Here is a 14,426-nt window from a genome sequence, read left to right on the forward strand (position 1 = left end):
ATTAAAACACAGTTTTTAACTCTAAATTAATTAGGAAAGAGCGACATGAGCCGAATTTTAGTGATTGAAGATGAATTATCAGTAAGAGAGAATATACTCGCCCGTTTGGAAGCAGAAGGATTTGATACTCTTGATGCAGAAAATGGGTTGAAAGGCTATCAGATGGCATTAGCGCATAAGCCAGATCTGATTATTTGCGATGTGATGATGCCAGAAATGGATGGCTACGGAGTACTAACAATGGTGCGCCAAAATCCGCTCACAGCATCAACTCCATTTATTTTTTTAACGGCTAAAGCTGATAAATTAGACGTGCGCCAAGGCATGGAAATGGGGGCAGACGACTACATCAGCAAACCATTTACGCGCACGGAACTATTGGGGGCGATCGCGGCGAGATTGCAAAAGCAAGCGTTTGTTGCTCAACAGTCAGAAAAAAAGCTAGCCGAGTTACGCAGAAGTATTACCGATGCTCTACCGCAAGAACTATTGTTACCTTTAAGTGAAGTCCTAGCTTTTTCTAAAGTCTTAGTTGAAAGTTACGATACAATTAAACCTCAAGAACTGTTAGAAACAGCCCAAAATTTACATAATTCTTCTCAACGCTTGCAAAGAATGATTGAGAATTTTATTATGTACGCTCAAATTGAACTATTAGCAACTAATCCTGAAGAACTACAAGCTTTACGCAGTTGTCAAACCCTCAACCCTAGCGATATTATCTTTGCCATAGCAATTCAAAAGGCAAAACAATATCAACGAGAAGCAGATTTAATTTTACAAGTTGCTAATTCTAACGTCAAAATTGCTAAGCGGGACTTGAAGAAAGCGATCGAAGAAATTATCGATAATGCTTTCAAATTCTCCGAAACTGGCACATCTATTCATGTCAAAGCTGCCACTGAAAAAGATGGATTTAAAATTAGTATTACTAACTACGGACGCGCTATGTCTAACGAACAAATTGCTAGTATTGGCGGTTATATGCAATTCGAGCGCAAATTCTACGATCAACAAGGCTTAGGCTTAGGTTTAATCTTGGCAAAACGCATCACAGAATTACATGGAGGTAAATTATTTATTGAAAGTGGCGGGACAGAATTGAAAACGACTGTCAGCGTGTTGTTGCAACGTTAGATGTAGAGACGTTGCACGCAACGTCTCTGCATCTTCATGTCGTATATTCAGCATTAATCTTCACGTAGTCGTAGCTGAGATCGCAGCCCCAGGCTACGCCAGAACCGAAACCACTGCCAATGCTGACGGCAATTAAAACGGTTTCGTCTTGGAAGCGATCGCCTCCGCTTTGACGCTCGAAAGCTTTTGGTTCTCCATCTTTAACCGCTAATAATTCGTTGCTCTGGGCAGTACTAACGGTTTCTACTTGAGACTTTTGTGCTGCTTTTTGCTTTAAGTATGCACTAGCAGCAGCGCGATCGAAGTCTAGAGGTTGACCATTTTCCATTAAGAGAAAATCTCCTAATTGGATTCTGAGATTTTCCTGCTCGAAAGGTACTCCCGCACGTCCCGCCGCAGCTGCAATTCTACCCCAGTTGGGATCGCGTCCGAAAATGGCTGATTTAACTAGAGAAGAACCAGCGATGGTTTTTGCTACCTGACGCGCGGCTTTTTCGTCGGTTGCCCCTGATACTTGCACTTCAATTAAACAAGTTGCTCCTTCACCGTCGCGGGCGATCGCTTTGGCTAAATGCTGGCACACGGCTGTAAGCATGGCTTCTAATTTTTCTGCCTCTGCACCCATTTCGGTAATTGCTGGGGTGCGCGATTGTCCGTTGGCTAAAGCAATTAAACAATCGTTAGTACTGGTATCGCCATCAACGGTGATTTGGTTAAAACTTTTATCGGCTGCTCGACTCAACATATGTTGCCATAATGCGGGAGAGACAGCCGCATCGCAGGTGACAAAAGCTAACATCGTTGCCATGTTGGGGTGGATCATGCCCGAACCCTTGGCAATTCCACCAATCCGCACGGGGCGATCGCCCATTGTTGTTTCTAAAGCAATAGATTTTGTCACCAAATCTGTAGTGACGATCGCTTGTGCTGCCGCATCTCCACCTGTTTCGGAAGCCTCTGCAACCAGTTGAGGAATGCCTGTGTGCATCTTGTCCATCAAAATTCTTTTGCCAATTACCCCAGTAGAGGCAAGCAACACCGATTCTGAAGGAATACTTAAAGCTTGCCCTAGTGCCATCGCGCACTCTAGGGCATCCAACCAGCCCTGAGAACCCGTTGCAGCATTAGCTTGCCCTGCATTGCAAAGAATCGCACGAGCGCTGGGTTTGTCTTGTAATCTTTGCTTGCAGTAATCGACACAAGCAGCACGGACTTGAGATGTTGTAAAAACACCTGCGGCGATCGCTTCTACATCTGACAAAATTAGGGCTAAATCTGGTAGTCCTGAAGGCTTCAACCCCGCTCTAATGCCTGCCGCTTTGTAACCCCTTGGTGCAGTAATTCCACCGCCGATCTCATGCCATGCCATGTTCTCTCTCCCAACGCATAGCCTGCGATTATATCAGAAGGGCGAGGAGTGAGGGGTAAGAAGTGAGGGTTTCTGAGATGAAGTAGCAATTTGGATTCACGCTACGCCAAATCCTGTATCTGCTCTGATGTAAGGTGCTTGGAAGCCCAATATGATATCCTCTTTGGGTACTCCCAGAGTCATTAACTCATGGGCAATTCGCATTTCTGTTGCATTATGCTGTACCCAAATTTTGCCATTTCGGATGTCTAGGTGCATTACACAACCATGCACCCGTCGATATCCATCCCAACCCACATTCATCACTTGATAGCGATCTTGCTGAGTATCAAAAATGGTTTGAGATTCAATGTCACCGTTAGCGATTGGCGTTGCAGCATACTCTACGAGCAACTTTTGAATATACTGGCGATATTGTTCTAGCTTATCCATTGTACAATCACCTCTTTCACTGGATCGTAGATAATCCGTTTAAGTTGATACCGTTCTACCGAAATTTGGGCGAATTCTCGTTGAAAAAAGGCTTCATGAACTGTGACTGGAACTGCCAAATAAAGAGTACGATCTGATTCACTCAGTTCCAGAGCGAGCTTGTAGTTTAAAAACTGCCCCAACGCTCCATGGTAATCATTAATTGGAGAATCGCCCAAGAACGTTTTTATTTCTACTGCGATTTTCTCACCTGCTCGTTGTGCTGCCAATAGTCTCTCTGCACCCAAGTCAATTTCCAATTTTGCACCCCCTACTTCCAACTTTAGTGGATCGTCAGTAATCACCCACTGTTCCTTTTCTAAGGCAACTTTAACGGCTTCATGAAATCGATCTCTAGCTGCCATCTTTGCTTTCTGTCATTTCTGTACCAATTCTACTAGTACTACTTTGCAGCTTAACTAGGTTGCCACTCCCCAGCACAGCCACTAAAACTCCCAACTGACAGAGCCAGTAATTGTAAAGGGCGCACCTCTTTGCAGGAATGTTCTTCCACCATCGGAGGCGCTGATATAGTCCGTATCAAATAAATTACGAATATTAATCGCCGCATTAAACTGCCCTTTACGATAGTAAAGCGCCGCATCGGTACGGAAGTAATCGCCAATTTCAAACGAATTATCCAAATCGCCTTGTCGATCGCCCACATAAAACAGCCCTAAGCCAAATCCCAAACCTTGCAAACTGCCTTTCTGGATCTCATAGGTTGTCCACAGGCTAGCTTGATTCTCTGGCACACCAGGCAATCGATTACCGACTGGAAAGGTGTTATCTTCAGTCACTTCTGCATCAGTATAAGCATAGGAAGCGATCGCCTTCCACCCTGGCAAAATCTCCCCCGCAATATCCAACTCAATTCCTTGACTTCGTTGCTCTCCAGTTTGTATGGAAAACTGAGGGTTATTCGGATCGTCTGTTATCACATTTGTCTTGGTGAGATGATAAGCTGCTAGGGTGGTTGAAAGTCTGCTGTCTAGAAAGTCCGCTTTAATGCCAACTTCGTACTGAGTTCCCCTGGTTGGATCGAATCCTAAAGGAGTGGAAGCAAATCCAGTTTGGGCGCGAAAGGAGCGACTGTAGCTGGCGTAGAGAGAAATCGTATCGCTGGGCTGATACACTAACCCAATCCGAGGACTGAAGGCTCCGTCATATCTTACCGATTCATCCGTTGGATTTCCTAATATGCTAAAGTCGATAGTGTCAAGTGAGCTGGATATCCAGTCATACCGACCGCCAATTAATAGTTTGACGCGATCGCCAAGCGCGATCTGATCTTGAAGGTAAAGCCCGTAAGAATCAACTTGGTTCTCAAATTCAAAATATGGCTCGTATTCGGGTTCTAGAATATCATAATTGGGGTTGAGAATATCTTGAACTGGTAGATTTGTATTGAAAAGACCCTGATAATCATCAGTAAAATCATTGAAATCAAAGCCGAAAAGTAGCTGATGTGAAATCGAGCCTGTATTAAACTTGCCCAGCAGATCGATCTGTCCAAAATAGATATTGTAGCCGTAGTCAGTGTCATAAGCTTCTATGGTGGCAAAGCGATCGTCTTCGATGGCAGTAGCGTATACTGATGTTGCTTTCGTATCAGCGTCCAACGCAGCAAAGTTGTTACGAATTTGCCAGTTGTCATTAAATTCATGAGTTAGGGTGTAGCCAAACCTTTGAGCAGAGATATCCTCATCTGCAAAATCGGGATAGCCAATATAGCGATTTCGAGGGGTCAGACTACCATCACTCAGAAGCGCACTGGAGCCTTCGGGAGGATTGCCAGAAAAGTCCGTGTACTCGTAGTACAAATTCAAATTTGTTCGCTCGCCTAATTTCAAAGCGATTGAAGGTGCGATCGTAGTTTGGTCTGTGTTGACAAAATCTTGAAAACCGTCTGTACTTTGATAGCTGGCGATGAAGCGATAGAGCAGATTTTCATCGGTAGTCAAAGGTCCTGATAGATCGACGGTAGGCCAATAAAAATTGCGGTTTCCCACTTCAAATTCGAGATCGTAAACAGGTTCGCTTAGGGGTTGTTTAGTGGTCAGGTTGACAATTCCACCTGGTTCTAAACCGCCAAACAGAACTGAGGCTGGTCCTTTGAGCACTTCCACTTGCTCGATTGTTCCAATTGGGCTGCTGAGGATGTAAACATTAGGAGCATCTTGATAGCCATTACGAAAGTTTCCACCCTGCTGAAATCCTCTGATTATTCTGCTTCTCGTACCAGCATCAACAACGCCACTAACCGTTTCCACTGCCTGGGTTACATCTCTTACGTTGCGATCTTCTAGAACCTGTTGCGGCACTACTTGAATTGATTGGGGAATATCGCGAATCGGCGTGTCGGTTTTGGTCGCAGTTGAGGCATTGGGGACGCTATATCCTGTTTCTTCTTGCTCCCCCGTTACCACAATTTCCTGCTCCTCGTCTGCTGGTGCGGTTCCATCTGGCGATGTGGGTGCTTGTGGTGCGGGTGCTTCCCCTTGTGCTTCTGGTGCGGTTTCCCCTGGTTGAGGCGGAGTTTGAGGCGGCGAGGTTTCCGGTGTTGGTGGCGCTGGTGTGGGCGTTTGGGCTGTGGCAGTAGTAGGAGTCGTTAAACTGAAAATGGTACTGCCATTACTCTGTCGCAATTTAGCTGTGGGTAAATCTTGGGAGCCGATCGCAATTATCCTAATCCCATTTGCACCTTGTTGGGTAACGCTGACCACTGCAATTCCTTCTATGGGGTTTTCTTGACGAAAGCTTTTCCCTTCTGGTAGGGATAGTTGAGCATTGGTAATGTTGGCAACATAAGTTTTTCCATAGCTGGAAGTGACGACAGATAGCGGTTGCTTGCTATTCGTTTCTAGTACGACTTCTAAACCGCTATCGGTCTGGGAAAGCCGCACGCCTGTGATGGTAATAGCCGATCGCATCTCGATGGCAGACTGAGCAAAAACCCGATCTTCTACGCATACTACAGGAACGATCGAAACAGAAAACACACCCGCTAGAAATAGCGATCGCCACCACAATTTCAACATCGCTCACACCAAAATGAGAAGAATTGTCAGAAAGATTACCAAACTGTCTGATGTGATTTGAAGCCTTTTTTATCGGTAGACGGATTTATTTTTGTCGCTAGACGGATTTTTTGTGTTGCATTTGATACTGCTTTGGACAAAGACCGAATTTTTTTCTGAAGGCTGCGGCAAAGTAGCTGTGACTGCGAAACCCAACAAGCTCAGCTATTTCTGACACTTTCATTTCTCCAGTTTCTAGGAGTTGACGGGCTTGTTCCAGCCGATAGCAATGCAGGTAGCTAAAGACTGTTGTGCCAAAACAGTGACGAAATCCTAACTTGAGCAGATAATCATTTAAGCCCACTGCTCTTGCTAATTCAATTAATGAAGGTGGGTTGTGCAATCGTTTCAGCAAAATATCTCTAGCATGGTGAATTCTTTCTACCACATCTGGCTTGAACAGGTGAGGACTGGGTTTCTTTTCCTGGATTTCCAATTCTTGTCCAACCAACATCGCCATCAACTCTAAAGCTTTGGCTTCCAAATACAACCGCTTGGCAACTCCCCGATAGGGACACTGTAAGATTTGCCAAGCTACTCTCTGCATAGCTTGTGTTGCGGTTTTGCATTCGTAATAACACCGCTGATGCGGCTGCCGAATCCACTGTTGTAACTCTGAAGCTAATTGCCCGTCTCGATCTCCAGCAAAAGAGTACAATAGGTCGGGCTGCATGAAAATAATCACCTCAAGGTAGGGCTGTCGATCTGAATCATCAACTGTCTTTTTCGGCTCTAGTCCACTGCCAGAGAAAATGTATTGTCCTCCACTAATGAATGTGTATTTATCCTCATGTTCGCCTGAAAAATGAAAATGATACTCTAACCACGGATGTTCCTGTTCTGGGTATGTTATCAGCAGGCGATCGCGCATTTGGATATTTCCGATCTCCAACTCCAACCCTTGGCGCAGTTGAATGTTCCGCCAGTATCCTTGTCCCAACGCTTGCGGAAATCGATACACTGCATCCAGTGGATCTTCGGGATCGGGGTGTTGCGTTAGCGAAGCTGACCTAAGGTATCGCTCTACTGTCTCCTGATGAAACAGTTCGTCGTAGGCTTGCTGGAAAATGGTAATAGTCATGACAGCGGATCGCGTAGAACTTAATAAGAAATTATCTCATTAATTCTTTTTGCGGTTTCAGGCGATCGCGGTTGTCAGTTATCAGTTATCAGGGAGTAGTGAACAGTTGTCAGTCAACAAATGACCAATGACCAATGACCAATGAACAAAAAAAAAGAGAGTCAGTTCGGTGACTCTCCCAATCATCAGGGTGCATCTACTCAGTAGAATATAACAGGTGGTGTGTAAAGAATCTTACGGCTTTCTACGGGATTTTCTTAAAGATCCGATGAAGAATTGCTTTTATGAGGGAGCAGGGAGCAGGGAGTAGTGAAGAGTAGCAAGTCACGACTACCAACTACCAACTACCAACTACCCATTACCAATTACCCATTCAGCTTTTCCGCTAACAGTTGGTTTGTTAGTTTCGGATCTGCACGTCCGCCTGTTTGCTTCAGTACTTGCCCGACAAAGAAGCCAAGGAGTTTGGTTTTGCCGTTACGATACTGTTCTAGTTCTTTGGGATTTGCCGCAATCACTTGCTCTACAATCGCTTCTATGGCGCTGCGATCGGAAATTTGAATTAATCCTTTACGTTCTACTAACTCCTTTGCCGAACTACCTTGAGTTAGCAGTTCAGGCAAGATATCTTTAGCAATTTTGCCGCTGATTGTATTGCCTTCAATCAACTGAATCAATTCGGCAAGAGTATTTGGTTTGAGGGCAAGTTCGGTTATGTTGAGCTTATTGCTATTTAAGTAAGCTGCAATATCTCCCATAATCCAGTTAGCAGCTTGTTTTGGCGAGGCTCCAGCCGCTACCGTCGCTTCAAAATATTCTGCTACCGATCGCTCGTCAGTTAATACGCGAGCATCGTAAGCAGAAAGACCTAATTCGCTTTCATAGCGATGGCGTTTTTGGGCTGGTAATTCTGGTAACTCAGCCTGCCATTTTTCTGACTGTGCTTTGGAAACTTCAATCGGCGCTAGATCGGGTTCGGGAAAATAACGGTAATCGCTAGAACCCTCTTTAGTCCGCATACTAACAGTACGTTGGCTACCTTCTTCCCATAGCCTGGTTTCTTGAACAATTCTTTCTCCAGACTCTACAGCCGCAATTTGCCGTTCGATCTCGTATTCAATCGCCCGTTGAATGGCGTTGAACGAGTTCATATTTTTAATTTCTACCTTCGTGCCGAACTCTTTTTGTCCGATAGGACGCACAGAGATATTAACATCGCAACGTAAAGAGCCTTCTTGCATATTGCCATCACTGACACCCAAATAGCGCAAGATCCGACGTAGTTCTTGGGCGTATTCCGCCGCCTCTTGTCCAGAACGCATATCGGGTTCTGAGACAATTTCCACCAAAGGCACGCCAGCGCGATTGTAGTCTACCAAAGAGTAAGTCGAACCAGACAGGCGATCGCTACCTCCATGTACCAACTTGCCTGCATCCTCTTCCATATGCAAGCGCGTAATCCCAATTCGCTTGCGGATGGGGTTATTGTCCGCATCGACGAGTTCGATTTCTAACCAACCGTGTTCGGCAATCGGCAAGTCATACTGAGAAATTTGATAATTCTTCGGTAAGTCGGGATAAAAATACTGTTTGCGATCGAACTTGCTATAAGGTGCAATTTGGCAATTTAACGCCAAACCCGCCTTCACTGCGTATTCCAATACCTTCTCATTCAATACGGGCAACACTCCAGGTAAACCCATACAAATCGGATCGATATTTGTATTTGGAGGCGAGCCAAACTCTGTAGAACTGCTAGAAAAAATTTTCGTATTCGTATTCAGCTGGCAATGGGTTTCTAAACCAATAATCGCCTCATATTTAGTTTTTGTCGGTGCAGCAGTAGTCATATCTTTTATTTGCCGCTGTGATTGTAATACTTTCCAATCTTTACACTTCTCTGGTTTTTGGTCACGCGAAGACGCGAAGACGCAAAAGATTCTTAGCGCCTTTGCGTCTTGGCGCGACATTTTCTCAGACAAACTTTAACTAAGTGATACTGCAATAATATCACATTGACATTACGAACAAACTAATTATATCGTTGTGATATCACATTAAAATCAGGTAACAAAAATCTATGGAGCGATTAAAAGAGCGTCCTGCCTTTAAGGTTGATGGTTTTGTGGCGTTGGTAGTATTAGGTGCGATCGCAATTTTGGCTATTTGGTGGCTGTGGACGACTATCCACGGATGGGAGGTAATCTTAGGTAGAACTCTGAAAATTACCGATTTTCTGGGAGAAGACACCACTGCTGAAATTGGTGCATGGCTGGGAGCAACTCTAATTGCAGTCGTTGTTCCCACATTTTCGGGATTCTTTACGGTGGAACCAAACCAAGCAGTTGTAGTAACATTTTTGGGTCGTTACGCTGGTAGCGTTAGAGAAGCAGGATTTTGGTGGACTAACCCTTTTACCCGCAAACGCAAGATTTCATTGCGAGTACGCAACTTTAACAGCAAAATTCTCAAAGTCAATGACGCTCAAGGTAGCCCAATTGAAATTGCAGCCGTGGTAGTTTGGCAAGTTGTAGATTCTGCCAAATCTTATTTTGAAGTAGATGACTACGAAGAATTTGTTGCTATCCAAAGTGAAACGGCAATTCGTGCCTTAGCGATCCGCTACCCTTATGACACAGGTGATGATGACAGCATACCCTCACTGCGAGGCATTCCTGACGAAGTAGCGCGATCGCTTCAACAAGAGTTACAGGCACGCTTAGAAGTCGCAGGAGTAGAGATTATTGAAGCTAGGCTTTCTCACCTTGCCTACGCGCCAGAAATTGCTCAGGCAATGCTCCGCCGCCAACAAGCTAAAGCAATCATCGATGCTCGAAGACAGATTGTCGATAGTGCTGTAGGGATGGTTGACGAAGCATTGAGAAGGTTAAGCGAAGAACAAATCGTCGAATTGGATGAGGAACGCAAAGCTACGATGGTGAATAATTTACTCGTGGTTTTAACCTCGGAACAAAATGCTCAGCCTGTAGTCAATACTGGTAGTTTGTATACATGAGTCAAAAAAAAAGATTCTTGCTGCGTCTAGATCTAAAACTGTATGAAGTATTAGAAAAATGGTCGGCTGACGAACTCAGAAGTGTCAACGCTCAAATTGAATACTTACTCACGGATGCAGCAAGAAAAACTGGAAGATGGAAGGAAGATCGGCACAAAAAACTTTCTGAATCTTCCCAAGAAAATACAGACTCGGAAGATTTGTAGTGATGAAGATATCGAGATATGTAGCTCAAAATATCGAAGTTTTAGCAACGAAGTTTCGCTCGTGCTGAAACTAGTTCAGACAAATCCCTAAAAAGCAGATTGTGAAGAGTGCATTTTGCAGTTTAAACAAATTTGAAGATTTCGTTAACCAACCTCCTCTTCCAGAGCTGAAATGCCATACTTCTGCTAACAATGGCGATTGACGTTTATTTTCAGGCTATTTATGACTAACAACGGGAACCAGACTGCGCTAGATTTAATTGAATCCTCTCCACATGCAGGTCAGAGATATTGGGGTTTGGTTGAGGTAATAGAAGAAGGAGAAAATTATCGAATTAATCGGATTGAAATTAAACCGAAGCACCGCATAAAACCACAAATTCACTACCATCGCAGCGAACATTGGGTTGTTGTTTCTGGTACGGCTAAAGTTAGTTGCGGTGATGATGAGAAGTTACTACATCGCAATGAGTCAACATACGTACCTGTAGCAACGCTACATAGTATTGAAAATCCTGGGGCAATTCCACTCATTTTACTAGAAATTCAAAATGGCGAGTATATGGGTGAAGACGATACCGAACGTCCTTATGAATTGACTTGATGTGAAAGTCGCGAGAGGCAATTCGTAACTTTGCTGGCGACAATATTGAGAAAGTGCGCTCTTTATCTAGAGATAACGAGTATCTTATCTAGCCAGAATCAAATATCAATCATTATGAAATCCTACATGGCGAGCGCAAGCGAGGGGGCGAGTACTGGTTAGTATAATGGACAAAGTTTTATGATGCAAGTAGAGTTGTGAAGGCGATCGCTCCTATGAATGCTCCTACTCTCAAACGCTTTACTTTGGCTGAATATCACCGTTTAGCAGAACTGGGATTTTTGGGTGAAGACGACCGAATTGAGTTAATTCAGGGACAAATTATTAAAATGTCAGCCAAAGGAACCGCTCATGAAGTTTGTATTACGCGGTTACTACGAGAATTACCAAGATTGTTAGGCGATCGTGCTACTTTACGCAGTCAATCGCCGTTGATTTTACTACCGGATAGCGCACCAGAACCAGACTTTGCGATCGTACAAAATCGTGCTGATGATTATCTTAGCTCTCATCCTGAGCCAGCAGATGTTTTGCTCGTAATTGAAATTTCAGATTCTTCTCTAAGATATGACCAAGAAGTTAAATTATCTCTTTATGCTGAAGCAAGAATTTCTGAATATTGGATATTTAACTTAGTAGAAAATCATCTCGAAGTTTACAGCGAACCTTATCACGATTTACAGGGTAATTTTGGGTATGGGATAAAGCGAATTGTTTTACCTAATCGAGCGATCGCGCTTTCTTGTTTTCCCGATTTATTACTCGATTTATCCAAGATTTTTGCAGGAATTGGAAAGTAGAGTTGGGACAATAACTTTACATCTATTAAAAATGCTATCAAAGCAGTAGCTGGAGAAGATGAAAAAACCTTTTTGAGAAATACATTGAGTCGCCGAGCGGGAGTTGGCAATCCAGTCAAAGAGCCTTTTTATACATTACTTATGACTTTTTATGAACTAATTATAAAAGAAGCTAAAGAGCCATTTGAATCTGAAGAAATATTTAAAGCTGTATCAGGGCTTATTAGTACAATAAAAATGAGTTCGACTGTGAAAATCGAGAATAGAATTTACAATATTAATCTTACCAAAGGACTGATTCAAAATTACTTTAAAATTTCATATAGTCCTACTCGTAGCAGTGGATCGTATGCTGTAGATTTTGAAACTTACTTAAGACGCTCCAAAACTGAAGCTGCTAATTATGACTTTAAGCAGGGACTATATAGCTTGGATAACAGGAATCGAAATTTTGATGATAAAAGTTTAGACAAAATATTGCAGCAATGGCAAATTTGGGTAAAGAAAAGAAAGGATATATTTTTGTTGGTGTATCTGATAAAGAACAAGATACTCAACGTATTGAACAGTTAGATAAAATTACTGCTCCTCGTTTTTACTCGTTTGGTATTGTGGGCTTAGAGCGAGAAGCACACCTTAAAAGTACTAATATTGACGATTACATCCTTTATATTAGTAGGAAAATTCGTAATTCGCAATTACCTGAATGGTTAAAGACAGCGGTCAATACAAATTTAACTCCCATCACATATATGGAACACACAGTATTAATGATAATGGTAAAGGCTGGTAACGAACCTGCTTGGTATGGAAACAAGCTTTACATTCGTGATGGACACGAAAAAAAAACCGCAAGAAGTCTCTGGTGAGCAGATAGCAGCCGTTTATAGCTTATTCAGATAAATAAACCTTAGAATTCTACTGTAATCATTATCTCAAACTGAAATCAAAACGATCACGATCGCATCCTTTACTACCGCTAGAGCGATCGCGTTTAATATAATAAAACTTACATAGCAGTTGCGATCGAAGAGAAAAATTGTATGTCTCAGTCATCGATTCCCAAGTCTGCTAAAATCTTGACTTTTCAAGAGTATCTTTTTTACCAAGGAGAACCGGATGTTCTTTACGAACTCTTCCGAGGTCACTTAATTCCAATGGCGACACCTACGATTTTACACGTTCGTATTTGTCAATTTCTTGTATATCAGCTCCAACGCTATTTTGCAACTCACAATCTTGCCTTGGTAGCAGTAACTACTGTTGGGATAAGAACTGAGGAAAATTCATCTCGGATTCCTGACGTTGTGGTATGCAGTCAAAGCGTGTGGGAACAAGCTGGTAATAGACCAGGATTAGGAGTACTTGACTTTAGTGAAGTCCCTCAATTAGTTGTTGAAGTAGTTAGTAAAAATTGGCATGAAGACTATATTCGTAAACGTGCAGAGTATGCTCTAATTAATATTCCTGAGTATTGGATTTTCGATTCTAAAAAAGTACGAATATGGGTTTTAACTAATCCTGAAAGCGAAGAAGGTTACATTCGGACTGAATTCAATCTGAAACAGGAAATAAGATCTAAACAATTTCCTGAATTTGTTTTGTCTGTGGAGCAAGTTTTATCTCCTCCAGCGATCGAAGATTTAATCAGAGAAGAACAAGCTGAAAGACAACAATTAGAGCAGAAAAGTGAAAGAATGGCTGCTAAATTAAGAGAGATGGGAATAGATCCTGACGTTGTGTAGTTTATTTCGTATTGGACGACTAGAAATCGCTGAACCACACAAACAAAACTCACCTATGTGGGTTGAATAGCCCTACATAACATCTTTGTTTTTTGTCCTCACTCTCTGATATAATTCTTCCATCACGGTAATAAAGGAAGTATCTTTTTGCCAAAAAGCAGGGTAATCCCCCTGTTTTTTCACGACAATTGCTGGAATAATTGCTGGTTCGGCAACTTCAATATTTGATGGTAGGCGCTTAGTTCCAAGCCAGAATTCTCTAGAATGTATCTGCTCGGTTACAGGCACTTGTTCGAGTTTTGTATAGTAAGATGTTTCTGCTACTAAAGGAGTTTCTTTAGTAGTTAATTCGGCAGATAAAATTTGTCCTAAAGGAGATTTCACGAGTTCTGACTGCAATTCTTCCTTAGATAAACCCCTCAATTCAAATAAGAGAAATGGGTTATGGTCGAGTTGAGATGCGACTAAGTAATAAACACCTGCAATATGTTTGCAAGGATTAGCATAATCGGGACAACTACAGCTCGTTTTAAAGTCTTTTCTACTATGCGGGAGTAAATGCAATCCTAAGTCGGCAAAAGCTGAGTCAATACTGTCTGGCACTTCATTCATTAACAATCTTGACACAAAACTTGCTTTAGAGGAAACGTATTTAATTGCCTTTGACCAACTCGCTTTGTCAATTGGATTGATTTCGATTTTTGTATCGTATTTTGGTTCTTTATATACCCCAAAATAAGGATTTATCGAACCCCTCACTTTAGCCGTAATTTTATTGCCGTCAATTTTATATTCAATAATTTTACCATTGCTAGCATAGGAACGTCCGCGCCCCAGCCTACCTGAATCGCTGAATGCTTCTAAAGCTTCAATAAAACGCTTACCCCACCAAGTTCGACTAAATTTAGCCACGATCG

The 14,426-nt window shown here is 42.7% G+C and carries 14 protein-coding genes; 7 read left to right on the forward strand and 7 right to left on the reverse strand.

Annotated features, from left to right (window positions below):
• Positions 1-45: 45 nt before the first annotated feature.
• Positions 46-1,137, forward strand: a complete 1,092-nt coding sequence (locus H6G17_RS00405; RefSeq protein ID WP_192153400.1) for a response regulator — start codon at positions 46-48, stop codon at positions 1,135-1,137.
• A 34-nt stretch (positions 1,138-1,171) separates the two neighbouring features.
• Here the strand turns inward: H6G17_RS00405 and argJ are convergent, their stop codons facing one another.
• The 6 genes from argJ to gatB form a co-directional block, all read right to left on the reverse strand.
• Entirely contained in the window at positions 1,172-2,506 is a 1,335-nt protein-coding gene (gene argJ, locus H6G17_RS00410; protein WP_192153401.1) for a bifunctional ornithine acetyltransferase/N-acetylglutamate synthase, read from the reverse strand.
• A gap of 96 nt (positions 2,507-2,602) precedes the next feature.
• Positions 2,603-2,938, reverse strand: coding sequence for a XisI protein (locus tag H6G17_RS00415; protein WP_192153402.1), 336 nt, complete (start codon positions 2,936-2,938; stop codon positions 2,603-2,605).
• Positions 2,926-3,342 (reverse strand): XisH family protein, encoded by a 417-nt coding sequence (locus tag H6G17_RS00420; RefSeq protein ID WP_192153403.1) that lies wholly within the window; start codon positions 3,340-3,342, stop codon positions 2,926-2,928. The genes H6G17_RS00415 and H6G17_RS00420 overlap by 13 nt, the downstream gene beginning before the upstream one ends.
• An 81-nt stretch (positions 3,343-3,423) precedes the next feature.
• Positions 3,424-6,018, reverse strand: a complete 2,595-nt coding sequence (locus H6G17_RS00425) for a TonB-dependent siderophore receptor (protein WP_192153404.1) — start codon at positions 6,016-6,018, stop codon at positions 3,424-3,426.
• A 97-nt stretch (positions 6,019-6,115) separates the two neighbouring features.
• Complete coding sequence (locus tag H6G17_RS00430) at positions 6,116-7,138, reverse strand: AraC family transcriptional regulator (RefSeq protein ID WP_192153405.1); 1,023 nt, start codon at positions 7,136-7,138, stop codon at positions 6,116-6,118.
• Between the two features lie 365 nt (positions 7,139-7,503).
• Positions 7,504-8,988, reverse strand: a complete 1,485-nt coding sequence (gene gatB, locus H6G17_RS00435) for an Asp-tRNA(Asn)/Glu-tRNA(Gln) amidotransferase subunit GatB (protein ID WP_192153406.1) — start codon at positions 8,986-8,988, stop codon at positions 7,504-7,506.
• Positions 8,989-9,218: 230 nt separating this feature from the next.
• On the opposite strand from gatB, the gene H6G17_RS00440 reads away from it, so the two are divergent.
• The 6 genes from H6G17_RS00440 to H6G17_RS00465 all read left to right on the forward strand — a co-directional run bounded on the left by H6G17_RS00440 (position 9,219) and on the right by H6G17_RS00465 (position 13,509).
• On the forward strand, positions 9,219-10,154 hold the full coding sequence (locus H6G17_RS00440; protein ID WP_192153407.1) for an SPFH domain-containing protein: 936 nt from the start codon (positions 9,219-9,221) through the stop codon (positions 10,152-10,154).
• A complete protein-coding gene (locus H6G17_RS00445; RefSeq protein ID WP_192153408.1) occupies positions 10,151-10,360 on the forward strand; it encodes a hypothetical protein in 210 nt (69 codons plus the stop codon). Before H6G17_RS00440 ends, H6G17_RS00445 begins: the two co-directional genes overlap by 4 nt.
• A gap of 223 nt (positions 10,361-10,583) precedes the next feature.
• On the forward strand, positions 10,584-10,964 hold the full coding sequence (locus tag H6G17_RS00450) for a phosphomannose isomerase type II C-terminal cupin domain (protein ID WP_192153409.1): 381 nt from the start codon (positions 10,584-10,586) through the stop codon (positions 10,962-10,964).
• A gap of 215 nt (positions 10,965-11,179) precedes the next feature.
• Positions 11,180-11,764: a Uma2 family endonuclease gene (locus tag H6G17_RS00455; protein ID WP_192153410.1), complete on the forward strand. Its 585-nt coding sequence runs from the start codon at positions 11,180-11,182 to the stop codon at positions 11,762-11,764.
• A 476-nt stretch (positions 11,765-12,240) separates the two neighbouring features.
• A complete protein-coding gene (locus H6G17_RS00460; protein ID WP_347276396.1) occupies positions 12,241-12,633 on the forward strand; it encodes an RNA-binding domain-containing protein in 393 nt (130 codons plus the stop codon).
• A 174-nt stretch (positions 12,634-12,807) separates the two neighbouring features.
• Positions 12,808-13,509 carry a Uma2 family endonuclease gene (locus H6G17_RS00465; RefSeq protein ID WP_192153412.1) on the forward strand — a complete coding sequence of 234 codons (702 nt, stop codon included), beginning with the start codon at positions 12,808-12,810 and terminating at the stop codon, positions 13,507-13,509.
• A gap of 72 nt (positions 13,510-13,581) precedes the next feature.
• Here H6G17_RS00465 and H6G17_RS34465 read toward each other — a convergent pair whose 3' ends face one another.
• Positions 13,582-14,421 (reverse strand): SWIM zinc finger family protein, encoded by an 840-nt coding sequence (locus tag H6G17_RS34465; protein WP_192153413.1) that lies wholly within the window; start codon positions 14,419-14,421, stop codon positions 13,582-13,584.
• Between the last annotated feature and the right edge of the window lie 5 nt (positions 14,422-14,426).

Origin of the sequence: Chroococcidiopsis sp. [FACHB-1243] (genome assembly GCF_014696895.1) — a bacterium.
GTDB lineage: Bacteria > Cyanobacteriota > Cyanobacteriia > Cyanobacteriales > Chroococcidiopsidaceae > Chroococcidiopsis.

Excerpts from the sequence above, each read along its gene's own strand:
- H6G17_RS00405 (WP_192153400.1), top strand. The coding sequence starts at position 46 with ATGAGCCGAATTTTAGTGATTGAAGATGAATTATCAGTAAGAGAGAAT.
- argJ (WP_192153401.1), bottom strand. The coding sequence starts at position 2,506 with ATGGCATGGCATGAGATCGGCGGTGGAATTACTGCACCAAGGGGTTAC.
- H6G17_RS00415 (WP_192153402.1), bottom strand. The coding sequence starts at position 2,938 with ATGGATAAGCTAGAACAATATCGCCAGTATATTCAAAAGTTGCTCGTA.
- H6G17_RS00420 (WP_192153403.1), bottom strand. The coding sequence starts at position 3,342 with ATGGCAGCTAGAGATCGATTTCATGAAGCCGTTAAAGTTGCCTTAGAA.
- H6G17_RS00425 (WP_192153404.1), bottom strand. The coding sequence starts at position 6,018 with ATGTTGAAATTGTGGTGGCGATCGCTATTTCTAGCGGGTGTGTTTTCT.
- H6G17_RS00430 (WP_192153405.1), bottom strand. The coding sequence starts at position 7,138 with ATGACTATTACCATTTTCCAGCAAGCCTACGACGAACTGTTTCATCAG.
- gatB (WP_192153406.1), bottom strand. The coding sequence starts at position 8,988 with ATGACTACTGCTGCACCGACAAAAACTAAATATGAGGCGATTATTGGT.
- H6G17_RS00440 (WP_192153407.1), top strand. The coding sequence starts at position 9,219 with ATGGAGCGATTAAAAGAGCGTCCTGCCTTTAAGGTTGATGGTTTTGTG.
- H6G17_RS00445 (WP_192153408.1), top strand. The coding sequence starts at position 10,151 with ATGAGTCAAAAAAAAAGATTCTTGCTGCGTCTAGATCTAAAACTGTAT.
- H6G17_RS00450 (WP_192153409.1), top strand. The coding sequence starts at position 10,584 with ATGACTAACAACGGGAACCAGACTGCGCTAGATTTAATTGAATCCTCT.
- H6G17_RS00455 (WP_192153410.1), top strand. The coding sequence starts at position 11,180 with ATGAATGCTCCTACTCTCAAACGCTTTACTTTGGCTGAATATCACCGT.
- H6G17_RS00465 (WP_192153412.1), top strand. The coding sequence starts at position 12,808 with ATGTCTCAGTCATCGATTCCCAAGTCTGCTAAAATCTTGACTTTTCAA.